The 23,340-nt window shown below is 71.5% G+C and carries 20 protein-coding genes and 1 pseudogene; 14 read left to right on the top strand and 7 right to left on the bottom strand.

The features are described from left to right. Positions 1-141: 141 nt before the first annotated feature. Positions 142-714 (bottom strand): TetR/AcrR family transcriptional regulator, encoded by a 573-nt coding sequence (locus F8R89_RS00720; RefSeq protein ID WP_151782100.1) that lies wholly within the window; start codon positions 712-714, stop codon positions 142-144. A 613-nt stretch (positions 715-1,327) separates the two neighbouring features. Beyond that, positions 1,328-1,915, bottom strand: a complete 588-nt coding sequence (locus F8R89_RS00715) for an MBL fold metallo-hydrolase (protein ID WP_151782099.1) — start codon at positions 1,913-1,915, stop codon at positions 1,328-1,330. 124 nt (positions 1,916-2,039) lie between these two features. Between F8R89_RS00715 and F8R89_RS00710 the strand changes: the two genes are divergently transcribed. The 4 genes and pseudogenes from F8R89_RS00710 to F8R89_RS00690 all read left to right on the top strand — a co-directional run. Further along, a complete protein-coding gene (locus F8R89_RS00710) occupies positions 2,040-2,465 on the top strand; it encodes a MarR family winged helix-turn-helix transcriptional regulator (RefSeq protein WP_151782098.1) in 426 nt (141 codons plus the stop codon). A 206-nt stretch (positions 2,466-2,671) separates the two neighbouring features. Continuing rightward, positions 2,672-2,974, top strand: a complete 303-nt coding sequence (locus F8R89_RS00705) for a DUF1540 domain-containing protein (protein ID WP_225994262.1) — start codon at positions 2,672-2,674, stop codon at positions 2,972-2,974. Between the two features lie 26 nt (positions 2,975-3,000). Then, positions 3,001-3,195, top strand: a complete 195-nt coding sequence (locus F8R89_RS00700) for a hypothetical protein (RefSeq protein WP_225994261.1) — start codon at positions 3,001-3,003, stop codon at positions 3,193-3,195. Positions 3,196-3,540: 345 nt separating this feature from the next. Continuing rightward, a pseudogene (locus tag F8R89_RS00690) lies at positions 3,541-3,906 on the top strand (erythromycin esterase family protein); the annotation flags it as partial. A gap of 233 nt (positions 3,907-4,139) precedes the next feature. Here F8R89_RS00690 and F8R89_RS36480 read toward each other — a convergent pair. Both F8R89_RS36480 and F8R89_RS00675 read right to left on the bottom strand, forming a co-directional pair. Beyond that, positions 4,140-6,425, bottom strand: a complete 2,286-nt coding sequence (locus F8R89_RS36480; protein ID WP_225994260.1) for an alpha/beta fold hydrolase — start codon at positions 6,423-6,425, stop codon at positions 4,140-4,142. Between the two features lie 390 nt (positions 6,426-6,815). Next, positions 6,816-7,919, bottom strand: coding sequence for an FAD-dependent monooxygenase (locus F8R89_RS00675; RefSeq protein WP_151782097.1), 1,104 nt, complete (start codon positions 7,917-7,919; stop codon positions 6,816-6,818). Between the two features lie 538 nt (positions 7,920-8,457). On the opposite strand from F8R89_RS00675, the gene F8R89_RS00670 reads away from it, so the two are divergent. Next, the gene (locus F8R89_RS00670) at positions 8,458-9,303 is read left to right on the top strand and encodes an MBL fold metallo-hydrolase (RefSeq protein WP_151782096.1); all 846 of its coding nucleotides are present in this window, start codon (positions 8,458-8,460) and stop codon (positions 9,301-9,303) included. A 434-nt stretch (positions 9,304-9,737) separates the two neighbouring features. Here F8R89_RS00670 and F8R89_RS00665 read toward each other — a convergent pair whose 3' ends face one another. Together F8R89_RS00665 and F8R89_RS00660 are read right to left on the bottom strand one after the other, a co-directional pair. Further along, positions 9,738-10,796, bottom strand: coding sequence for a serine hydrolase domain-containing protein (locus F8R89_RS00665; RefSeq protein ID WP_151782095.1), 1,059 nt, complete (start codon positions 10,794-10,796; stop codon positions 9,738-9,740). Next, positions 10,793-11,629: an IclR family transcriptional regulator gene (locus F8R89_RS00660; protein WP_151782094.1), complete on the bottom strand. Its 837-nt coding sequence runs from the start codon at positions 11,627-11,629 to the stop codon at positions 10,793-10,795. The genes F8R89_RS00665 and F8R89_RS00660 overlap by 4 nt, the downstream gene beginning before the upstream one ends. 54 nt (positions 11,630-11,683) lie before the next feature. Between F8R89_RS00660 and F8R89_RS00655 the strand changes: the two genes are divergently transcribed. The 5 genes from F8R89_RS00655 to F8R89_RS00635 are packed head-to-tail and all read left to right on the top strand — an operon-like array spanning position 11,684 to position 16,890. Continuing rightward, positions 11,684-13,261: an ABC transporter substrate-binding protein gene (locus F8R89_RS00655; RefSeq protein ID WP_192806004.1), complete on the top strand. Its 1,578-nt coding sequence runs from the start codon at positions 11,684-11,686 to the stop codon at positions 13,259-13,261. Further along, a complete protein-coding gene (locus F8R89_RS00650; RefSeq protein WP_151782093.1) occupies positions 13,258-14,250 on the top strand; it encodes an ABC transporter permease in 993 nt (330 codons plus the stop codon). The genes F8R89_RS00655 and F8R89_RS00650 overlap by 4 nt, the downstream gene beginning before the upstream one ends. After that, complete coding sequence (locus F8R89_RS00645) at positions 14,247-15,167, top strand: ABC transporter permease (RefSeq protein ID WP_192806003.1); 921 nt, start codon at positions 14,247-14,249, stop codon at positions 15,165-15,167. Before F8R89_RS00650 ends, F8R89_RS00645 begins: the two co-directional genes overlap by 4 nt. Next, positions 15,164-16,009: an ATP-binding cassette domain-containing protein gene (locus tag F8R89_RS00640; RefSeq protein ID WP_151782092.1), complete on the top strand. Its 846-nt coding sequence runs from the start codon at positions 15,164-15,166 to the stop codon at positions 16,007-16,009. The genes F8R89_RS00645 and F8R89_RS00640 overlap by 4 nt, the downstream gene beginning before the upstream one ends. Beyond that, positions 16,006-16,890, top strand: coding sequence for an ATP-binding cassette domain-containing protein (locus tag F8R89_RS00635; RefSeq protein WP_151782091.1), 885 nt, complete (start codon positions 16,006-16,008; stop codon positions 16,888-16,890). The genes F8R89_RS00640 and F8R89_RS00635 overlap by 4 nt, the downstream gene beginning before the upstream one ends. A 29-nt stretch (positions 16,891-16,919) precedes the next feature. Here the strand turns inward: F8R89_RS00635 and F8R89_RS00630 are convergent, their stop codons facing one another. Beyond that, positions 16,920-17,858, bottom strand: coding sequence for an ROK family protein (locus F8R89_RS00630; protein WP_225994271.1), 939 nt, complete (start codon positions 17,856-17,858; stop codon positions 16,920-16,922). Between the two features lie 62 nt (positions 17,859-17,920). Here F8R89_RS00630 and F8R89_RS00625 point away from each other — a divergent pair, with 62 nt between their 5' ends. The 4 genes from F8R89_RS00625 (at position 17,921) to F8R89_RS00610 (ending at position 23,303) form a co-directional block, all read left to right on the top strand. After that, a complete protein-coding gene (locus tag F8R89_RS00625) occupies positions 17,921-18,712 on the top strand; it encodes a creatininase family protein (protein WP_151782089.1) in 792 nt (263 codons plus the stop codon). A gap of 23 nt (positions 18,713-18,735) precedes the next feature. Then, positions 18,736-19,863 carry a mandelate racemase/muconate lactonizing enzyme family protein gene (locus F8R89_RS00620; protein WP_151782088.1) on the top strand — a complete coding sequence of 376 codons (1,128 nt, stop codon included), beginning with the start codon at positions 18,736-18,738 and terminating at the stop codon, positions 19,861-19,863. Then, positions 19,860-20,267 (top strand): RidA family protein, encoded by a 408-nt coding sequence (locus F8R89_RS00615; protein ID WP_151782087.1) that lies wholly within the window; start codon positions 19,860-19,862, stop codon positions 20,265-20,267. Before F8R89_RS00620 ends, F8R89_RS00615 begins: the two co-directional genes overlap by 4 nt. A 111-nt stretch (positions 20,268-20,378) precedes the next feature. Then, positions 20,379-23,303: an FAD-binding and (Fe-S)-binding domain-containing protein gene (locus F8R89_RS00610; protein WP_151782086.1), complete on the top strand. Its 2,925-nt coding sequence runs from the start codon at positions 20,379-20,381 to the stop codon at positions 23,301-23,303. The last annotated feature ends 37 nt before the right edge of the window (positions 23,304-23,340 follow it).

The raw sequence follows: 23,340 nt of genomic DNA, 5'->3' as shown, positions 1-23,340 counted from the left end.
CAGCCCGGCTACGACGTTCCGTGGGGTGCGCATCCCGAGCGGCTCATCGCCGAAGAGGCGTGGTCGGCCTGAGTCGCATCGTCGCCGACGGCCTACTTGTGCGTTGTCGAGCGGTTGAAGAGGCCAGGCAGGCGTGACATCTCAGCCGTTCGACGACTCAGTGCTGTCGGCGGCCCTCGCCGCTGCGGCGTGTGAAGCCCGCAGGATCTGTTCCGACAGGGGAGTGCCCGCGGTGGCCCGGGCAAGGAGAATGCCGCCGACGAGCGTGGCGTAGGTGGCCAGGCCGGCCTCTCCGGGCGCGATCCACTCCGCGAGTTCCTGGACGCCCTTGGCGTACGTCTCCCTGTGCTCGGGCTCACGCGCGACATCGCCGACGAACCCGGCCGCGGGGCAACCGGAACCAGGGTTGTCGCGATGCTCGACGGAGAAGTAGGACTCGAGCAGCGACTGCCAGGCCGCCTGGTGCTCCCCGGCCTCTTGGTCCAAGGCCAGCAGGTCCTGCAAGTTGTCGGTGAACGCCTTGGCGGTAGCTTCGTCGACAAGCGCGGCCTTGGAGGCGAACTGCTTGTAGAAGCCGCCCTGGGTGAGTCCGATCGACTTCATCACATCCGCGATGCCGACCTTGGCCACACCGTCTTCACGGAACAGCCGGGCGGCCGCGGCCACCACTCGCTCCCGGTTGGCGCGCGCTTCCGCTTGCGAGACGCGGCTCATCCAACACCTCCGTGACGTCGAGCAGCGGTCTGCTGCACCCCGAAGATTACGCCTGCCGTCTATCTTCTAAGATGGCGTACACAATCTAACATGAGGTTGCCGCGTGAAGGGGCGGATATGGGCAGGAGAGCGGCGCCCGCACGCCCCGCTTGGCGTGGGTGGGCGACGTCGGCCGCAGCGCCCTTGAACGGGGCCCGCCGGGAGCCCTGCGGACCGGACGGGCGCGTCTGAAAAGGGCCTCACCCGGCGTCCTTGAGCCAGGCCATCGGATCCGTGTACTGGCCGTCGGGGAGCGCGCCTGAGCGGCGCCCGCCGGGCGGGGCGGCGGAGCGGCGGAGGAGGTGACGTGAGCTCATGGTGACCGGTCCCTCCGGAAGCCGGTGACGATCACGGAAGGCGGTGCCGGTCACGCGCCGTGGTGCGTGGTCGTCGTCGTACTCCTGCTTCCAGCATTGGTGAAACGGCCGGTCGGCCCAGGGCCGGCCCGCCCGGGCGGCCCGCCCGACGCCCTCCCGGCCGCGTCGGGACCTTCAGCGCCGGGTCGTCCTCCTGCCGCACCACGACAACCGGGCAGGCCCCCTACTGCGCGAATGACCGAAGGCGCCGGGGAGTCTCACACCTGAACGCAGGTGCCGGGCTCGAGCCGCTCGATCGGAATGCCGGTCAGCCCCTTCTCACCGAGGAGATTCGCGGTGGACTGCCGGCCCAGGTCGCTCAGCATGAGTTCGTGGATCTCCACGACACGCTCGGGCTTGACGGCGCGGACGTAGTCGGCGGCCTCACCGAGATTCGTCCAGGGGCCGCTGGTCGGCGGCAGGAGGGTGCGCACGGGGGCGTCGTGCACGCAGTAGGCGTCGCCGGGATGGTGGACGGCACCGTCACCGAGGAGGTACCCGACATTGTCGGGGCACGGGATGTCGGGGTGGATCCGCGCATGCCGGTGGCCGTGGACACTGACAGTGACCGACCCCACGCTGAAGGCGTCACCCGCGGCGACGACATGCACGCGCCCGCCGTGGCTGCCGAGGGCGGCCGCGACGGCGGAGGTGCCGTAGACCTGCAGGTCGGGCCGCGCCTGAAGAGCGGCGGCGACGACCTGTTCGTCGAAGTGGTCGAAGTGTTCATGGGTGATCAGTACGGCGTGGGCCCGGGCGACGGCTCCGGCCGCGTCCGGGGTGAACGCGCCGGGGTCGACGACCAGCCGGGTGCCGTCCTTCTCGAGCGTGACGCAGGCATGGGCGCTTCACGAGGGGGCCTTCCGAGCGTGCGAATATCTAAAACTAGACTGTACAACTCAATTGATATAAACAGGTAAAGTGACGGTCATGGACGACAGACAACTGGCCGAGGAACTCCGGCTGACCATCGGCGGGCTCGTCCGCACGGTGCGCGCCGCCGACACGATGCCGCCCGGCGAGTCCGCCGTGCTGGGCTACCTGGACCGCGGCGGCCCGCTGACGACTGCCGAGATCGCGCAGCAGCGCGGAGTCACCCACCAGTCGGCGGCCAAGACCGTGAAAGACCTGCTGGCTCAGGATTTCGTACGGGCCGAGGCGCACCCGGGCGACGGGCGCAAGCTCCTGCTCCACCTCACGCAGGCGGGACGCGACCGTCTCACCGAGGAACGCCTGCGGCGCGCCGACTGGCTCGGCGCCGCGATCAACGCCGTCCTCGACGCCGACGAACGCAGGACGCTCGAGGCGGCACTGCCCCTGCTGTCACGCCTGAGCACGCACCTGCACGGCAAGTAGCCCGCGGGTTCCCGGCCGCCGCCCCCTGTGGACATGCGCAGCCCGGTGCCGTCACGGACAGTGGAAGACAGGAGAGGAGCGTTCCGCCAGCGGCGGGCACGGACGGATACCGTGCCGCAGCCGCTGAGCACGGTCCAAAGCGCCGACGGCTTCAGAAGAACCGGCTCCGGACGCTCCGCACGACCTCAAGAGAGGGGCGATCCGCCATGACAGCCGCACCCGTCATGCAACTGCCCGTCATCAGCGAATGCGCGGCCGAGGGCTGCGCGTACAACCATGACCACGCGTGCCACGCCGCGGCGATCACCGTGGGGGACCTCGACAGTCCTGTCTGCGACACGTTCATGGGCGCCGACCTCGAGGGCGGTGAACCTTCGACGACGGGCAGGGTCGGCGCCTGCAAGATGGCCGACTGCCGCCACAACAGCGGACTCGAGTGCCACGCCCCGGCCATCGCCGTGGGCCTCGAGCAGGAGCAGGTGGACTGCCTCACCTACGAGCGGACGTAAGCCCCGCACACCGAACCACGTCCGCCGTGTTGACCAGCTGGCAGGCCGCGGGAAGCCGACAGCTGATGGTCTGGGTGGTGCTCCTGGCCGTGTTCGCCGCGCTGTTCGTCATGGCGAGCGTCGCCCTCCGCCGCCTCGGAGTCCCGGCGACCGCCGAGCGGGTGCATAGCCGTGCAGCCTCGTCCACGGTGTCGAACGCCGGCGGCCACGCTGCGGCTTGAGCGTTCACGCCCCTGACAGGGTGGCGGTGGGTGCTCCGCGCCCCAGTTCGTCCGGCTCGGAACCTCCGCCGGAACTCCGGAAGTGTCGCGTACCGAGGGAGCATCCTCCTCGGGCGGCCGCTTGCTCGTGCCGGGCCTCCCAGTCATGGTCTCGGTGTCACCGAGTGAACGAACCGTGCCCGGTCCTCGCTCCGGACGCCTCGGCCGCCTGTGGCGAACGGAACGAAGCGGCGATCAGCGCCGCGGTCACCGGCTCACCGGTGAGCCCGGCCTCGACCTCGCAGTTCACGGCAGTCAGATCGCCCGCGAGGGTGCCGGTGTCGCACCAAAGGGGAGGGGAATCCGGCCCTGGGCAGCCGGCTCCGCGAACGGTACGGCGACGCCTGCTACGCCCTGGCCCTCCTCTTCGGCAAGGGGTCCTTCCTGGCCTGGCGCGGCGACGACCTCCAAGGTCCTCCCGTGCGGCACCGCCTCGGCACCGGCATCCGCAGCATCGAGGCGCGGCTCGCGGACGCCGTGAGCGGTGACTACTACGCCGACCTGAGGACCGGGCCGGAACCGTGGCTCGACAGTCCGCAGGCGCAGCGCGGTTTCGGCGCGAACGTCCACCGCTTCCACACGGCGCCGCTCGTTCCGGCCCGGGACTACGACGGCTTCGCGTTCGTCGCCCGCTCCACCTGCTCCCACCTCCTGGCCGGCCCGGGGGACTGACCGTCCATTCGCGTCAGGGGGTGAGCCGAGCGGGTCTCGTGTCCCCGTCGGCGCATGCGTCTCCCCTGGAATGTCCGGCGTCCACCGGACCTCGCCCGGCGGACCGCACCCCTACTCGCGCTCAACGTGCCTCCCCGTGGCCGAGTCCATGCCAAGCACGCCGAAGAAGGGAGCCTCGGCGGGCTCCTGTACAAGAACAGGCGATGCGGTCTTCGACCACGGGGGCAGGGCGCTCAGGCTGGAAGGACGTTGTGGTTGTGACGGAACAGATTGGCGGGGTCGTAGCGCCGCTTCACCTCGGCGAGCCTGTCGTAGCGCTCCGGCCCGTACACCGCCCGTACGCCGTCGGTGTCCGCGGCCTCGTCCGGCGAGAGGAAGTTCACCATGCCCCGGTCCGCCGCCCAAGGCGCGAGGCCGTCCACGACCTTCGCCAGATCCCTCCTCAGGTCGTCCGCACGGTCGGCACCGCCGACCGCGAGGCCGAAGGTGACGAACGGAATGCCCCTCATCGAGACCGCGTTGGCGACGCGCGGCTCCCGGTCCAGCGCACCACCGAGCGCCCGAATCTCGAAGTTCGCCAGCCGGCAGCCGGAGCCGGACCCCACGAGTTCCACCAGGGTCTGCGCCGCCTTCTCGGGGAACTCCCGCAGGGACAGGCTCCGGTCGAAGTACGGCATCGGCTCCACGGGGTCCATGTGGATCTCCCCGACGGCGGTGACGGGCTTTTCCCCGACCGCGTCGAGGAGGACCGGCGCCGCCGCCCGGAGCGGGGCCACGAGCCTCTCGCCGTCGTCTGCGGACCCCAGGTAGCCGATCCGCACGTGCACGACGAACGCGCCTCGCAGGGGCGGGGGCAGCGCCGGCAGGTCGGGAAGCCGCTGGACACCGAGGGACGTCGTCATCTCCTCCGGCACGGTCGGCACCCACAACCGCCAGGCGTCCAGCACGGCGGCCAGGTCCTCGCCCGCGAAGTAGATGCCGCCGCCGTAGAAGCGGGTCACGGGGAAGACGTCGAACTCGATCTCGGTCACGACACCGAAGTTGCCCTTCCCTCCGAGCAGGGCCCAGAACAGGTCCGGCTCGGTGTCCGGTGCCACCGTGCGCAGTTCGCCGTCCGCCGTCACCACGTTCATGCGGCGCACATGATCGGCCGCGTATCCGTGGGTCCGGCCGAGCAGCGGACTCTGGCCTCCTCCGAGGGTGTACCCGACCACCCCGACCTCGGGGGCGGAACCCGCGACGGGAGTGAGGCCGGCGTCCGCCGTGCGCGGCAGCACTTCGCTCCAGCGCAGGCCGGCCTCGGCACTGACGGTGCGCCGGTCCCCGTCCACCGACAGGCGCTTCATCCGTTCCGTCGTGACGAGCACGGCGTCCTCCGCCGGCGACACGAACTGGTGCCCCGAGGACTTCACCGCGATCGGCATGCCCCGGGCGGCGGCGAACCGCACCGCCGCCCGGACGTCGTCCTCACAGGCGGCCCCCACGACGAGAGCCGGCCGGAAGGAGAGGTTGAGATTGAACGTGGCGCATTCGGCGGCGTACTCGTCCGTGCCGGGCATGAACACCGGGCCGGAGAGTGCCCGCAGCTCCTCAGGTACGGCGCCCCCGGTACGGGGCTCGGCTTCCGTCCGCGTGGACTCCACGAAGCCGCGCACGGCCCGCGCGAACGCCTCGGGTTCCTCGACGTGGCCGAGGTGCCCGCTGTCCTCCAGCACCGCCAGCCGGGATCCGGGTATCAGCGAGTGGAGTTCCTCGGCCCATCGCGGCCCGCAGATCACGTCGTGGCGGCCGACCAGGACCAGAGTGGGAACGGTGAGTCCGGGCAGGGCGTCCCTGTCGTCGATGACGTCGGGTTCTCCCGCCTCGTGCTCCGTCGAGACGTACGTGCAGGTGACCGTGGAGCGGAACGCGCGGAACTCGTCCTCGCGGTCCCAGTACCGAGCGAAGTAGACCGGCAGCAGACCGCGCAGGGCCGCGGTGATGGAGGCGTCGTCGGTGCTTGATCCGACGGCCTGCAGGGCGGCGAGCGCCGAGGGAAGCTCCGGCCGGCCTTGGTTGCGCCGGACGAACGCGTCCACCCTGGCGGCGGCCTCCGCCATGTGCTCGGGACCCGTCACGGGAGCGCCCTCGTACAGAACCAGACCGTGCAGCCGGTCGGGGTGGTGCAGCGCGAGGTGCTGCGCGACGAAGGCACCGTGGGAGTGGCCGAGCAGGAAGACCCGGGGGAGTGCCAGCCGGTCGAGCAGCCCGGTCAGGCTGCGGGTGTAACGCTCACGGGTGTAGCCGTACGGGTGAGAGGGGAGGCGCTGCGAGTCGCCGGTGCCCAGCGGTTCCACGTACACCATGGTCAGGAACTCCTCGAGTTCCGGTGTCCGCAGGGATGCCCAGTCGACACCCGGGCCGCCGGGCACGGCCAGGCAGACCGGGCCCGATCCGTGGACGTGGTAGCGCTGGGTGAGGCCGTCCACGTCCACTTGGTGAGGGCCCGGGGTCAGGTGACCGGCTGTCTCGTTGCTCACAGATTGCTCCAGGGGGACTGCTCGGTCCCTTGAGGAGCGCGCCAGATGGCGGCGGGCCACTCGAGGGAGATCAAGATGCTCGGTGTCAAGGGCTCGGGGTGCTCCGGGTCCGCGGGCGGCGGTCAGGGCCTCGGGGGACGTCCGCGGCAGCGGATGTGCGCGGATCGGGTGCATGACGCTGGTGGTGTCGCCCGTGTCCAGCAGCAATTTCCGGTCGGGGCACTGCGAGGCCCTCGCGTTGTCATTGTGTGGGCCCGGGCGCTGCGTGTCCACGTGATAGATGTCATAAGTAATCTATCGAGCCTGCCGGTCGGCAGGCCGGGGCGGACATGTCCTCCGAGCGGTGGCTGTTCCCGGTCGCCGACACGGTGTCAGGTAAGTGCGAGAAGGTCAGGGCTGGGCGTGCAGCGGAGCGTGGTTGGCCTTGAAGAGACGCTCACCTGCCCGGCGGAGGGTGAAGTTGCGCAGCGGCGTGGGCAGGTTGCGCGCCTTGTCGCGGCGGTGGTTCTGCGCCACCACCCAGGCGACCCGGCCGGCGCGTCGGGCCTGGAAGGAGGCGAGGGCCGCGGGGACGTCAGGCGCGTCGGCCAGTGTGTCGGCGAGGACCAGGGCGTCCTCGAGTGCCATCGCGCCGCCCTGGGCCATGCTCGGGGAGAAGGTGTGAGCGGCATCGCCGACGAGAGCGGCACCGGGACGCGTCCACACCGTGTTCTCACTCTCCCGCAGTGCGGCGAAGTGCGCGTCCTCGCCCTGCTCGAGCAAGCGGGGGACCGGTCCGCCGAAGTCGGCGAAGTGTGTGCGCCAGTCGCCGGCCGGGGGCGCGGCGACGGGGCTGTTGATGTCGGCGTAGCAGTAGACGCGGCCGCCGCCGAGTTGCACCGTCAGGAAGGTCCGGCCCTTGCTGCCCAGGCGTGCTGTCCAGTCGGTGATTCCGGGTATGCCGGTGTCGTCGGCGATGAACCGCCAGCACAGCTGGCCGAGGAAGCGCGGAGCCGGACCACCGAAGAGGGAGCGCCGGACGGCGGAGTTGACGCCGTCCGCGCCCACCACCAGGTCGTACTTTTCTGTGGCGCCGTCCGTGAAGGTCACGGTGCCGTCGTCGGCCACGGAGGTCACCGCGGTGCCGTACCGGACGACATCGTTGTCAACTGCTCCGCGAAGCACCTCGTGGAGGTCGCTCCGGGTGATCGCCAGGCAGAGGCCGACCTCACCCCAGATGCTGCCCACCTCGAACTCGGCCAGCGGGCGCCCGCGATGGTCCTGGAGTCGCTGCCGGGTCACCGGCTCCGCGCGCTTGGCCACTTCGTCCTCCACGCCGAAGCTGCGGAGGGTGCGCACGGCGTTCGCCGGCAGGTAGAGGCCGGCGCCGAGGGCCTGTCCGTCGTCGGCGCGCCGCTCGACCACCTCCACCGGAAGTCCGCGGTCCAGCAGAGACTTGGCCAGGGCCAGACCGGAGATTCCGGCTCCGACGATCAGCGTACGGGGGTTGTTCACAAGGTTTCCTTACCGGCACGGACGGTGTGCTGAGGACCTCGGGCCCGGCCTGCGAGGCGCGGACGCAGGGGCGGGAACAGATGTCGCGCGGACTCCTTCGTCGCAGCCCGCGCGTGGTCACTCACTTGATGGACTGACATGGCACTCAGGGGGAGTTGGCCGGCGGAGTGCGGCCCGGTCCCTGTGCGGACCTTTCGCGGACGGCGGCCGATGCGCCGCACTCGTTGCGTGGTTCACGCTCGCACGGGGCACGGTTCCGGCGCTCGACCGTGAGAGGCCGCTGAGCCGTTCGGGCACCCGAACCGCCCGGCTGCACTCCCGTGAGAGCCAATCATGCTCCTGACGTGCGAGCCAACAGATCGCGGCCCATACGCACCGGACGCATGCCCTCTTCTTACCTTCGCGATCGTCTCGTTGTTAGATGTGGATTGTAATCTAAATGAGTCGTCGAAGCGCGCCGAGTGAGCGGACGGCGGAAACTTGTCCCGCGGAGTAGCGCGCGCATCGGTGATCACCTCCACCGACTTAGGAGAAGCCCATGACAGACCTGAGGTACGACACACTGCTCGTCCGCCGGGAGGGAGTCGTCCGAGACCTTCCGCAGAGCGTCGAAGAAGGGCCTGATCTGCGCTGGGTGATGAACACGGCGACATTGATCTTCGGCGAACGGGATGCCGTCCTCGTCGATACCTTCACGACGATCGAGCAGAACAACGAACTGATCGAGTGGATCAAGGGGCACGGACGCACGCTGACGCACATCTACGTCACGCACGGCCACGGCGACCACTTCTACGGCATCGGGCAACTGCTCGACGCGTTCCCCGGGGCGCGGGCCGTGGCCACGGTCGGGACCGTCGCGGGTGCGCGGGTCCAGGCCGGGGACGACTACCGCGACGGGTTCTGGGGCCGCCTCTTCCCCGGGCAGATCCCCCGTCCGGTCGTTCCGGACGAGCTGGAAGGCGACCACATCCTTCTGGAAGGGCACGAGCTGAGGGTGGTCGAGGCGGGTCACACCGACACGAAGGGGAGCACCGTCCTGTGGGTCCCCGACGCCCGGCTCGTGGTCGGTGGCGACGTCGTCTACAACCACACCCACATGTACCTCGCCGAGACGGACGCGGCCTCACGTGTGGAGTGGGTCGCCGCTCTGCGGGCCATCCAGGACCTCGGCGCCCAGCGTGTCGTCGCCGCCCACAAGCACCCCGACCGCGACGACGACCCGGTGATCGTGCAGCAGTCGATCGACTACCTCGCCGACGTCGAGGACACCCTGGCGGCCACGTCGAGCGCCCTGGAGTTCTACGAGGCGATGCTCGCCCGTCACCCGCACCGCGCCAACCCCGGCTCCCTATGGGGTGCGGCGAAGGTGTTCAGGCTGTAGGCGAACGCCCACCGGCGGGCCCGGTGTGCTGCCGTCCATGCGCGCGGCAGCACATCCGGCTGGGACGACCTGCAGGAAAGCCGCGGAGCGTCGGTGTCTCCGAGACCGGGCTCATCCGCAGCCCGCCCGCCGTCTTCCGCGCGCCCGTCACCCGGCTCGCGCCGCTGCCCACCCGGAAGGCCGTGAGGGGAGCCCTGGCGACCGTGCGGGCCGCCACCGGCCCGGCGCAGCGGCCAGTAGTGCGCCCCCGGCGGTCGTCTCGCAGTCCGCGGCCACCCGAAGCTGGTGGAATCCAGCGCGGCCTCCCACGACCGGGACGTCCAGCAGTCGCCTGCGGGCCGTCTCCGGGGAACTCGCCGGCGTGACGTTCCCGGTCCGGTGACGCGGGCGGGCGTGCTCGCCTCGTCGCCGGTCCCGTCACGGCCGCCGGCCTGTCAGGTGCCGTGACGGTCCTCGGCGGCGACCAAGGGCGTGCGGGCGGCGATGTCATGAAAGGCCCTGCGCAGGGCGGTGATGCCCTCACCCGTCCTGGTCGGGTGTACACGGTTGGTGAGGAGTACGGCGTAGCGTCGCGTGACCGGATCGACCCACAGGCTGGTGCCGGTGAAGCCCGTGTGGCCGTACGAGTCCGGGCCGAACACCTCTCCCGCGGGGGAGTCGACCGGGTCGCGTCCCTGCCAGGCCAGGGAGCGCCGCAGCGCCAGGCCGTCCGTGTCCGGGGCCGTCATCAGGGTGAGCGTCTCGGGGCGCAGCAGGTTCCGGCCGCCGGCGGCGAGGGCGGCGCCGAGACGCTCCATGTCCGCGAGAGTGGAGAACAGCCCCGCGTGAGCGCCGACCCCGCCGAGCACCACCGCGTTCTCGTCGTGGACCTCGCCCACGACCAGGCGGCGGCGCCAGGGACAGTCCTCGGTGGCCACCGCCCGGGCCCGACGGCCGGCGTCCGGGCGGAAGACGGTGTCACGCATGCCGAGCGGGGCGCACACCAGCCGTTCCACGAGCTCGTCCAGCGGTTGGCCGGCAGCCGCCTCGGCGATGAGGCCGAGGACGATGAACCCCTGCGAGGAGTACTGGACACGGGTGCCGGGCTGCGCGGTCAGGGGCAGCAGACGCACCGCCTCCAGCAACGCGGCACGGGTGGGGTGGTCCCGGTACAGCGGCACCTGCCCAGGGATACCCGAGGTGTGCGTGAGGAGTTGACGTACGGTCAGTTCGGCCTTGTCGCCGCCCCGGTGGTCCGGGAGGTGCGTGCCCACGGTGTCGTCCAGCCCGAGGACGCCGCGCTCGACGAGGGCCATGACCGCGAGTCCGGCGATCGGCTTGGTCACCGAGGCGAGGTCCCACACGTCGTCGCCGTCCAGGGGCGGCCCGTCCCATCTGCGGGTGCCGGTCCAGCCCCGGTCCAGCGGGCCGTTCGCGTCCCCGACGGACCAGGCGGCGCCGGAGTAGATCCGCTCCTTCCGGCCCTCCGTGAGCAGTTCGGCCAGCGTGCTCATGCCGACTCACCTCCCCGCGCCGGGTCCACGACGCCGAGTGCGGGGGTGCGGGCGCCGAGCCCGGCGGAGACCGTGCGTGCGGCGGCCCGCACCATGGGCCCGAACACCTCCATGCTGCCGGGGTCGAGGGTGAAGGACAGTCCGGCGATGCCGATCGCGCCCACGGGCCGGCCCTCGGCGTCCAGCACGGGGGCGGCCACCGACCGCACGTCCGGCTCGTCGTACTCGTCGTCGACCGCGTACCCGCGCAGGGCGGCCCGGGTCAGCTCCGCCCGCAGCGCGGCCGGGTCGGTGAGGGTGCTGTGGGTGCGCGCCTCCAGATCCCGTGCGTCCACGACCGCCGCGCTCTCCCCGTCCGGCATCGCGGAGAGCATGGCGAGTCCGACACCGCAGGCGTGCAGGGGCGACCGGTGACCGGGCCGGGTGCTCATCCGGTACTCGCGGGCCGGCTCCGACACTTCCAGGTACACGGCGTCGGTCGCGTGCCGTGCCGCGTAGAACGCCACATGACCGGTGCGCAGGCGCAGATCGGCCAGGACGGGCCTGGTGAGTTCCAGGACCCGGCTGTCGCTCAGGGCCGCCGCCGCCAGTCCCAGCAGTCGGGGGCCCGGACGGTAACTGCCGCCCTCGGCGGGCTCCGCGAAGCCGTACTCGGCCATCGTCCGCAGATGCCGGTGGACGGTGGGCTTCGTCAGACCGGTGCGGCGCGCGATCTCCCCCAACCGGTGGGGACCGCCGGGCTGGACGAGCGCTTCGAGCACCTCCATCGCCTTGTCGACGGGGCCCTTCACGAGTTCCTGGTCGACCGACCGGGTGTTGACCGCTTTCACCATGTCGCTTAGCTTAACCCAACCGCATTCCATCTGACGGAACGGAGGTGTTGTTCAATGGAACGAATTCTTCAGGGGCGCACGATGGACCGCAGCCGTCCCACCCGACGCCACGTCCTGCGGACCGGTGGTCTGCTGCTCGGAGCCCTCAGTGCCCCGGCGCTCCTGAGCGCGTGCGGCACGACGGCCGCCGCGGACCGGGCCGGCAACGTCCTGCGGGTCTCCCAGCCGGGCGACCCCAAGACGCTGGACCCGCACAAGCAGGGCGACATGGTCTCGATGAACGTCCTGATCAACATGTTCGACACCCTCACCACCCGCGGCCCCGACAACCGGCTGCACCCGAGGCTCGCCCTCTCCTGGAAGGCCACCGACACCCGGACCTGGCGCTTCGTCCTCCGCCCCGGGGTGACCTTCCACAACGGTGAGGTGTGCGACGCGCGGGCCGTGGCGTTCAGCATCGAGCGCCTGCTCGACCCCGCGACCAAGTCACCGATCGTCGAGCTGCGCTTCGTCGAGGGCGTCACCGTTGTCGACCGGCTCACCGTCGACCTTCACACCACCGTGCACGACCCCATCCTGCCCGCCAAACTCTCCCTGTTCGGGGGCGTCGTGGTGCCGCCCCGGCACCTCGCCGAGGTGGGCGACGCGGCCTTCGCCGACCACCCCGTCGGCACCGGCCCCTTCACCTTCACGAGCTGGCAGCGCGACCACGAACTGCGGATGCGCGCCCACCCCGGCCACTGGAACGGCCGCCCGGCCGTCGACGGCCTCGTCTTCAGCCCGGCCCCCAACGCCTCGTCCTCCCTGGCCGCGCTGCAGAGCGGCGGCGTCGACCTCGTGGCCGGACTCACCCCGGATGCCGCCCAGCAACTCGACGGCTACGAAGGCATCACCATCGACGGACACACGGGCATCCGCACCGCCTACCTGTCCCTGAACACCCTCGAACGCGGCCCCCTCCAGGACCGCCGGGTGCGCCAGGCACTCAATCACGCGATCGACGTGCCGCTGCTCATCAAGGCCGTGCTCGGTGGCAAGGCCACGGAGACCCCCGCACTCGTCCCACGCGGCTCCTTCGGCTTCGACCCCACCGTCAAGCCCTTCACCCGCTCGGTGGACACCGCGCGCAGGCTCCTCGCCGAAGCCGGCCACCCCCACGGCTTCTCCACCACGCTCACCGCCTCCAATGTGGACGCCAACGTCGCCGAGGCCCTGTCCGGACTGCTCGCCAGGGCCGGAGTGGACGCCCGCGTCAACCTGCTCGACCCCGGTACCTACTCCGCGCGGCTCACCTCCGACAACCGGGGAGCGCTCGGCCCCGTCTACCTCGCGGCCAGCACCGTGTGGACGATGGACGGCGCGTCCATCGTCCAGTCCAACGTGCGCAGCGACCGGCGGCAGAGCCGCTGGCACTCGGCGGAGGCCGACCGCCTCATCGACGCCGAGGAACTCTCCGAGGACCCGGAGCGGCGGAAAGCGGCCTTCTCGGACCTGCAACGGCTCATGCGCAGGGAAGCACCCTTCGTCTTCCTCTACCAGACCGACAACATCTTCGCCCGGAACGACCGGCCCCGCTGGACCCCGGGAGCCGCCGGCGTCCTCGCCATGGAAAGCGCGGAGGTGACCCGGTGAGCACCCTCACCCTCGACACACCACCCACCCCGGCGGCCGGCGCCGTGCGCCGCCCGGACCGCGCAGGACTGCTGCGGGCGGTGCTCAAACGCCTGGCCACCGCCTTGTTCGTGCTGCTGTGCACGGCGACCGTCGCGTTCTTCCTCGTCCGCCTGTCCGGTGACCCCGTGAAGATCCTGCTGCCACCCGACGCCACGGCCGAACAGGAACAGGTGCTGCGCCACTCCCTGGGCCTGGACCAGTCCCTGCTCGCCCAGTACCTCGACTACCTATGGGGGCTGCTGCACCTCGACTTCGGTGACTCCCTCGTGTACGGGCAGCCGGTGAGCGAGATACTCGCCGACCGGCTGCCGGCCACCGTCGAACTGGCCGCCGCCGCCCTCGCGTTGACCCTCATCGTCGCCGTCCCGGCGGGCATCCTCGCCGCCATGCGCCGCGGCCGGGGGACCGACCACACCGTGATGACCGGCGTCCTGCTCGGCCAGTCCACCCCGCCGTTCTGGGTGGGCATCCTGCTCATCCTGGTCTTCGCCGTCTGGCTGCGCGCCCTGCCCGCCTCCGGATACGGCACGTTCGCCCACCTGATCCTCCCCGCCGTCACCCTCGCCGTGTACTCCGTCGCCGTCGTGGCCCGCCTGCTGCGGTCCTCGCTGATCGACGTCCTGTCCTCCGACCACATCCGCAGCGCCCGCGCCAAGGGGTTCGGGCCGCTGCAGGTGGTGCTCAGGCACGGAGTGCGCAACGCCTCACTGCCGGTGGTGACCGTCGTCGGCCTGGAGGTCGGCAACCTGCTCGGTGGAGCCATCCTCACCGAACGTGTCTTCTCCTGGCCCGGAGTCGGCCAGCTGACCGTCGAGGCGATCTCCAACCGAGACTTCCCGCTCGTCCAGGCCACCGTCCTGTTCTTCGCCGCCACCTTCGTCGTGGTGAACCTGCTCGTCGACCTCTCCTACAGCTTCCTCGACCCGAGGGTGAGGACGTCACGATGACCGTCATGACCCCCGCCGCGCCCGACCGGGCCACGGCGAAGACACCGTCCGGCCGGTCCGGCTCCCGGGCCGTCGCCCTGCGGGCACTGCTGCGCGACAAACGGGCCGTCGTGGCCCTCGCCGTACTGCTCCTGCTGATCGTCGCCGCCCTGTTCGCCCCCCTGATCGCCCCCTACGACCCCAACACGCAGAACCTCCTGCTGCGACTGCGGCCCCCCGCCTGGCAGGACGGCGGCAGCAGCGCCCACCTCCTGGGCACCGACCAACTCGGCCGCGACATGCTCTCGCGCGTCGTCCACGGCGCCCGTGTCTCCCTGCTCGTCGGTGCCGGAGCGGCCTTGCTCGCCGGCGTCGTGGGCACGGCCGTGGGCCTCGCCTCCGGCTACTTCGGCGGCTGGGCCGACCGCACCCTCATGCGGCTCGCCGACGTCCAGCTCGCCTTCCCCTCGCTCCTGCTGGCGCTCGCCGTCGTCGGCTTCCTCGGCTCGGGACTGTGGATGGTGATCCTGGTCCTCGGCTTCACCGGCTGGGTCTCCTACGCCCGTGTCGTGCGCTCCGAGGTGATGTCGCTGCGCACCCGCGACTTCGTCACCGAGGCCCGCGCGATCGGCGTCACCGACGTCACCATCATGCGGCGTCACCTGCTGCCCAACGTCATGGCGCCGCTGGCCACCATCGGCACCCTGCACGTCGCCGCCGCCATCGTCGCCGAGGCCTCCCTCAGCTACCTCGGCCTGGGCGTCCCCAAGGAGACGGTCACCTGGGGCGGCATGCTCGCCGACGGCCAGCTCTACCTCGGCACCTCCTGGTGGGTCGCCGTCTTCCCCGGCATCGCGCTGATGCTGACCTCCCTCGCCATCAACATCACCGGCGACGCCCTGCGGGACGTCGCGGACCCGAAGGCCTACCGCCGATGACCAACGACAGCACCACGACCGACCCGTCCCGGCGTCCGGCGGAGGAACAGCCGCTGCTGGAGATCGACGGCCTCAGCGTCGACTTCCGGCTGGAGACGTCCGTCGTCCACGCCGTCCAGGACGTATCCCTGCACGTCCGCGCCGGCGAGACACTCGCCGTCGTGGGGGAGTCCGGCAGTGGCAAGAGCGCCACCGCGCTGTCCGTCCTGCGCCTCAACCCGAGCCCGCCGTGCGTCTACCCGAGCGGCGAGATCCGCTTCGACGGACGGGACCTGCTGAGACTCTCCGAGAAGGAACTCGGCAAGGTCCGCGGCCGCGACATCGCCATGGTCTTCCAGGACCCGATGACCTGCCTGGACCCGCTCCAGCGGGTCGGCGCCCAGGTGGCCGAGGTCCTCCGGCTGCACACCGGCGTCTCCCGCGCCGAGGCCAGGCAGGCCGCGCTGGCGGCACTCGACGAGGTCGGCATCCCCGACCCGGCCCTGCGCTACCGCCAGTACCCGCACGAACTCTCCGGCGGACTGCGCCAGCGCGTGATGATCGCGACGGCGCTGGTGGCCCGCCCCCGCGTCCTCATCGCCGACGAGCCCACCACCGCGCTGGACGTCACCGTGCAGCGTCAGATCCTCGACCTCCTCGTCACCCTCCAGCACAAGCACGACATGGCCGTCGTCCTGATCACCCACGATCTCGCGGTCGTCGCCGAGACCGCCGACCGCGTCGTGGTCATGAACCAGGGCAAGGTCGTCGAGACGGGCGACGTCCTCGACGTCTTCGACCGTCCGGCCGACCCGTACACCCGCGGACTTCTGGCGGCCACCCCACGACTGGAGGCGGCATGAGCACCGACACGGCCGACACCACCGCGCCCCCATCCACGGCCGGGCGACCACTCCTCGAACTGCGAGGCCTGCGCAAGGAGTTCGGCGGCAGGCGCACCAACGTCGCCGTCGACGACGTGTCACTCGACGTGCACGAGGGCGAGACCCTGGCCCTGGTCGGTGAGTCCGGCTGCGGCAAGACCACCCTCACCCGGCTGCTCCTCGGTCTCCTCGAACCCACCGCCGGGAGCGTGCGCTTCGGCGGGCAGGACCTCGCCGCTCTCACCGCGGCCGAACTGCGCGGCACACGGCGGCAGATGCAGGTCGTCCTCCAGGACCCCTACTCGAGCATGAACCCGCGCATGCGCATCACCGACATCGTCGCCGAACCGCTGGTCACCCACGACCCCGAGGCACGTGGCCGGCGCGCCCGCGCCCGCACCAGGCAGCGGGTCGGAGAACTGCTCGAAGCCGTCGGCCTCGATGGCGGCATCCAGGACCGTTACCCGCACGAGTTCTCCGGCGGCCAGCGCCAGCGCATCTCGATCGCACGGGCCCTGGCACTGCACCCCCGGATGCTCGTCCTGGACGAGCCGACCAGCGCGCTGGACGTCTCCGTGCAGGCGACCGTCCTCGACCTCCTGGCGGACCTGCAGCGGCAGCTGGGCCTCACCTACGTCTTCGTCTCGCACAACCTCGCCGTGGTGGCGCAGGTGGCCGACCGGGTCGCGGTGATGAGCCGCGGACGTCTGGTCGAGGTGGGCGGGACGGCGGCGGTACTGCGCACTCCGCAGCACCCCTACACCCGGCAGCTGCTCGACGCCGTACCGGTCCTCGACCCGCGCCGGGGCCGCCGCGCCGCGGCCCGCGCGTCCTCCCCGAGGGGCGAAGCGAGCCGATGACCTGCCACCCGCCCCCCGCACGACATCCGCTAGAGGTGCGACAGCACCAGGCCCGCCCCGCCCAGAAGGGCCACGTCGTCGACCGCGGCGGCACCGACCAGCACCCGGGGCAGCTCGGCACCCGCGAAGGCGACCGCGTCCCGCAGCCGCTCCTCCACCACGGTACGGAAGCGCTCACCGCCCTCACGCGCCTCACCGTGCAGGATGAACAGGCCCGGCGCGAACAGCTGCTGCACGTTCACCAGCCCCAGCGCCAGGTTGTGCGCGTACTCCTCCACCACCTGTCCGGCGCGCGCGTCATCCCGGCGCACCAGCGCGCCCAGCGACGTCTCCTCCCCGAGCCCCGCGGCACGCGCCCTGGCCCGCAGCCATCCGGTTGTGGCCAGGGTCTTCCAGCAGCCCCGGTTCCCGCACGTGCAACGCTCGCCGCTGGCCGACACGGTCATGTGCGCGCCGCTGCGCCCTCCGGGCGGAGCCAGCACCTCCCCGTCGTAGAGGACACCCACCCCGAGCACCTCGCCGGTCGACACCGAGGCGAACGTGCGCCGCCCGCGGCCCGCGCCGAACCAGCGGTCGCCGAGCACCTGCAGCCGCGCCCGGTGTTCCACCCGGACCCCGGCCCCGGTGAGGGCGGCGAGGCGCTCCGTCACCGGGTAGCCGTGCAGCGCCGGCACGTCGTTGACCTCCAGGATCAACCCCGTGAGGGGGTCCACCAGCCCCGCGGCGGCCACGCCGATCCCCTGCACCTCGTGGCCGGCGAAGACACCGGCCACCTGGGCCAGCGCCCTGTCGATGTCCGCGGGCGTCGCGCAGGCCGCGTCGTAGCGCGACTCGGTGCGGTCGAGTACCTGCCCCGCCATGGACAGCACGGCCGCCCCGATCCGACCGGGCACCAGTTCGACGGCGCCGAGGCGCCGCGGCGCCTGGGGAGTGGGGGGTCGCTGCGCGGCCTCGGGGACCAGCCGCAACGGAGAACGTTCGTGGACCATGCGCCGACTGTGCCATGGCCGTGTTTCGGAGAGGTAGCACTGTGAGCCAATCGAAACTGAGTGAACTCACCTGGCAGGAGGTCCGACGGGCCGGCGAGAAGGGCCTGGCCCTGCTGCCCGTCGGCTCGCAGGAGCAGCACGCCGGGCACCTGCCCATGGGGACCGACACCCTCCTGGTCGAGAAGGTCGTGGACCGGGCGCTGGACATCCTCGACCAGGAGGCCTCGGTGTCCTCCGCACCCTCGGCGGCCCCCGGTGAGGACATCGTGCGGCTGCCCGCGCTGCCCTTTGGACACAGCCCGCACCACCTGTTCGCGGCGGCCGTCTCGCTCTCCGCGTCGACCCTGGGCGCCGTGTTCGACGACATCCTCGACTCGCTCGTGACCAGCGGCTACCACCGGATCATGGTGGTCAACGGGCACGGCGGCAACGACGAGATCATGCGGCTCGCCGTGAAGCGGTTCGCGCTGCGTGCCCAGGTCACGGTCGCGGCCTGCTCGTACTGGACCGTCACGGCCGGGGACGACGAGGCCGAACGGCCGGACGTCACCCCGGGGCACGCCGGGTGGTTCGAGACGTCCCTCATGCTGGCGGCTCACCCCGCCCTGGTGCGCACCCCCGTGCCCGCCCGTGCCGCCGTCGAACCGCCCCCCCTGTTCGACAATCCGCCGCACCCCGGCCTGACCGTCGAGCGGCACGGCGAATGGCAGCGCGTCGCCGGCTCCACCGACGACGCCTCCGGCGCCGACGCCGACCGCGGCGACCGGCTGCTGCACGAACGGGCGCTGGGACTGGCCCGGGCGATCCGCGCCTTCGACGTGGCGAGCCGATGACCCCCCTGATACGAGGAGAAGCAATGAAGATCACCGACGTCGACGTGTGGGTCGTCAACCTCCCACTCGTCAATCCCTTCACGAGTTCCTTCGAGACCAAGACCGGCGAGACCCGCACCGTCGTCCGCGTGCGCACCGATGCGGGTGTCGAGGGCTGGGGCGAGACGATGTGGGGCGCGCCCGTCGCCGCCGTCGTCCGGCAGATGATCCCTGACCTGATCGGGACTAGCCCGTTCGCGCTGGAGGGCTTCCACCGCAAGCAGCACATGGTGCCCTTCTTCTACGGCTACCTCGGCTACGCGGCGATCGCCGCCCTCGACGTCGCCTGCTGGGACGTGATGGGCAAGGCCACCGGCCAGTCCCTCACCGACCTGCTGGGCGGCGCGGTGCGCGACGAGGTGCCGATCACCGCGCTGATCACCCGCGCCGACGCGCCGGGCGCCGCACCCGCCGACCTGCCCCGGGCCATGGCGGAGCACGCCGCACGCGTCGTCGCCGAGGGCGGATTCGAGGCGGTCAAGCTCAAGGGCACCAAGGACTGCGCGGGCGACGTCGCGATCCTGCGCGCCGTCCGCGAGGCGCTGCCCGACGTGAACCTGCGCGTCGACCCGAACGCGGCCTGGTCCGTCCCCGACTCCGTCCGCGCCGGCATCGCCCTGGAGGAACTGGACCTCGAGTACCTGGAGGATCCCTGCGCCGGCATCGAGGGCATGGCACAGGTGAAGGCCAAGATACGCATCCCGCTGTGCACCAACATGTGCGTCGTCCGCTTCGAGGAGTTCGCCCCCGCCATGCGGCTGAACGCGGTCGACGTCATCCACGGCGACGTCTACAAGTGGGGCGGCATCGCCGCCACCAAGGCCCTCGCCGCGCACTGCGAGACCTTCGGCCTGGGCATGAACCTGCACAGCGGCGGCGAACTGGGCATCGCCACGGCCGCCCACCTGGCCGTCGTGTCGAGCACACCCGTCCTCTCGCGAGCCATCGACAGCATGTACTACCTGCACGCCGACGACATCACCGAACCCCTGCACCTCGAGAACGGCCGGCTGCGGGTGCCGTCGGGACCGGGCCTGGGCGTCAGCGTCGACGAGGACAAGCTCCGCCACTACGCGGGCGTCAACGAGCGGGACGGAGACCTCACCGGATGAGCGAGCCGACCGGCAGGCGAGCCGTGGCCACACCCGCCGCCCCCAGTCCCGCGGGCGCCTACTCCCAGGGCGTGGTGGCCGGCGGTTTCCTGTTCACGGCCGGATTCGGCCCCCAGGACCCCGCCACCGGCGCCGTACCGGAGGGCGTGGGCGCACAGACCGCGCAGGTGCTGCGCAACCTCGGCGCGGTCCTCGCCACCCAAGGCCTGTCACTGCGGGACGTCGTGAAAGTCACGGCGCACCTGCAGCACCTCAGGAGGGACTTCGCCGCGTACGACGCCGCCTACCGTGAGTTCTTCGAGGAACCCTGTCCGGCGCGCACCACGGTCGGGTCCGACCTGATGGACATCCTCGTGGAGATCGACGTGGTGGCCCGGATACCCGACCGGGAACCGCCCGGGTGAGGCCCCGGCCCGCCGGGTGACGCCCGGTGCCCGCCGGTCCGGCGGGACCGGCGGGAATCCGCCGCCGTACGCTGAACAGCACCGACCGACATCGTGTGGGAGTCGAACGTCATGCCCTTGCTGGAACCCAAGCCGGAAGCCCTTCGACCCGGCACGGCCCGCGCCGCCGCCGCCGACCGGGTGCCCGACCACGGGGCCACGGGCACCCCCGAGGCGCTGCGTACCGGGCTGACCGCGCTGCTGGGGCCAGGCAAGGTCCTGTGGAAGATCTCCGACCTGGTGAAGTACGCCTCCGACGCCAGCCCTTACCGGTTCGTCCCGCAGGTCGTCGTTCTCCCGGAGAGCACCGACGACGTCTCGACGGTGCTGGCGTACGCCCGTGACCACGACCGTCAGGTCGTCTTCCGCGCCGCCGGCACCAGTCTCAACGGGCAGGCGCAGGGCGAGGACATCCTCGTCGACGTGCGCCGGCACTTCACCGGCGTCGAGGTCCTGGACGACGGCGACCGGGCCCGGATCCGGCCCGGCACCACGGTCATGCGGGCCAACGCGACCCTCGCCCGGTACGGCAGGATTCTGGGGCCGGACCCGGCCAGTGCCATCGCGTGCACGGTCGGAGGCGTCGTCGCCAACAACGCCTCCGGCATGACCGCCGGCACCACCCGCAACTCCTACCGCACCCTCGCCTCACTGACCTTCGTCCTGCCGAGCGGGACGGTCGTCGACACGGCCGACCCGCACGCGGACGAGACGCTGGCCCGCACGGAACCCGACCTGTGCGAAGGACTGCTGGCAATCAAGGCGGAGATCGAGGCCGACGCCGACCTGACCGCCCGCATCCGCGCCAAGTACGAGATCAAGAACACCAACGGCTACCGGTTGGACGCCTTCCTCGACGGCGCTACGCCCGTCCAGATCCTGCGTGGGCTCATGGTCGGCTCCGAGGGCACCTTCGGCTTCATCTCCGACGTCGTCTTCGACACCCTGCCGCTGGACCGCAGGACCTCCAGCGCCCTGCTCTTCTTCCCGTCGCTGACCGCCGCCGCGGCGGCCGTCCCCCTGTTCAACGAGGCCGGGGCCATCGCCGTCGAGCTGATGGACGGCAACACGCTGCGCGCCTCCGTGAGCGTGCGGGGTGTGCCGTCCGACTGGGCCGATCTGCCGCGGGAGACCGCGGCGCTGCTCGTCGAGTTCCGTGCACCCGACGAGCGGGGCCAGGAGGCCTTCGAGCGGGCGGCGGCCCAGGTCGTCGAACGCCTCGACCTGGTCGCGCCGGTCGCCTCGGTGACCAACGCGTTCACCCGCGACCCCAAGGTGATCAACGGTTACTGGAAGGCCCGCAAGGCCTTCGTCACGGCCGTCGGCGGGTCCCGCCCGGCGGGCACCACCCTGATCACGGAGGACTTCGCGGTGCCGCCGTCCCGGCTGGCCGAAGCCTGCCAGGACCTGCTCCGGCTCCAGGCGGAGCACGGCTTCGACGCCGCCGTCGCCGGTCACGCCGCCCACGGCAACCTGCACTTCCTGCTCGCCTTCGACGCGTCGAAGACCTCCGACGTCGACCGCTACGCCGCGTTCATGGACGATTTCTGCCAGATGACCGTGGAACGCTTCGACGGGTCGCTGAAGGCCGAGCACGCCACCGGACGCAACATCGCCCCCTTCCTGGAGATGGAATGGGGGCCCAGGGCCACCGAGCTGATGTGGCGCGTCAAGCAACTGATAGACCCCGGGGGCGTCCTGGCGCCCCGGGTCGTCCTGGACCGTGACCCCAGGGCCCACCTGCGCGGACTGAAGACGATCCCCGGCATCGAGCCCGTCGCCGACCCCTGCATCGAGTGCGGCTTCTGCGAACCCACCTGCCCCAGCCATGACCTGACGACCACCCCGCGCCAACGCATCGTGCTGCGACGGGAGATGCTGCGCCAGCCGGACGGATCACCCGTGGAGGAAGAACTCCTCGCCTCCTACGGCTACGACGCGGTCGACACCTGCGCGGGCGACTCCACCTGCGCGATCGCCTGCCCGGTCGGCATCGACACCGGTGCCATGATGAAGGACTTCCGCCACCGGCGGCACTCACCGCGCGAGGAGCGGATCGCCGCACTCACCGCCAAGCACTTCAAGACCGTGGAGGCGACGGCACGCCTCGCGGTCGGCGCGGCGGAGAAGATCAGCGACCGGCTGCTGGAGGCCGCGACCGGCCTCGCGCGCAAGGCCGTACGCCCCGACCTGATGCCCGAGTGGCTGCCCGGGATCCCGGGCGCCGCCGCCCGCACCACACCGCCCACCTCCCGCACGGGAGCCAGCGCCGTCTACTACCCGGCCTGCGTCAACCGCATCTTCGCCGGACCCGAGGACGGCGGCACCCCCTCGCTCCAGCAGGCCGTGGTCGACGTGTCGGCCCGCGCCGGCCGGCCGGTGTGGATCCCCGACGGCGTCGCCGGGACCTGCTGCTCGACCAACTGGCACTCCAAGGGCTACGAGGACGGCAACACGCTGATGGCCAACCGGGTCGTCGAGGCCGCCTGGGCCTGGACCAACGGCGGACGGCTCCCGCTGGTCGTCGACGCCTCCTCCTGCACGCTCGGCATCCAGCACGAGGTCGTCCCCTACCTCACCGACGCCAACCGTGAGCTGCACGGGCGCCTGAACGTGGTCGACTCCGTCGTGTGGGCCGCCGAGGAACTCCTGCCACGGCTCACTGTCCGCCGGACGACCGGTTCGGCGGTGCTGCACCCGACCTGCTCGATGCAGCACCTCGGCGACGTGGACCAGCTGCGCGCGGTCGCGGACGCGATCGCCGACGAGGTCGTCGTCCCGGACGACGCCGGCTGCTGCGCCTTCGCCGGCGACCGGGGCATGCTGCACAAGGAGCTGACGGCGTCGGCGACGGCGAAGGAAGCCGCGGAGGTCACCTCGCGCGCCTTCGACGCCCACCTGTCCGCCAACCGTATGTGCGAGATCGGCATGGACCGCGCGACGGGCCGCACGTACTACTCGATCCTGATCGAACTGGACCGCGCCACCCGCCCCTGAACCGCCCCTCACACCGGCCACCGGCACGGTGCCCCCT

Source organism: Streptomyces sp. SS1-1 (assembly GCF_008973465.1).
Lineage (GTDB): Bacteria > Actinomycetota > Actinomycetes > Streptomycetales > Streptomycetaceae > Streptomyces.
The sequence above is the reverse complement of the archived record's forward strand: the minus strand, read 5'-3'. Positions and strand labels throughout refer to the sequence as shown.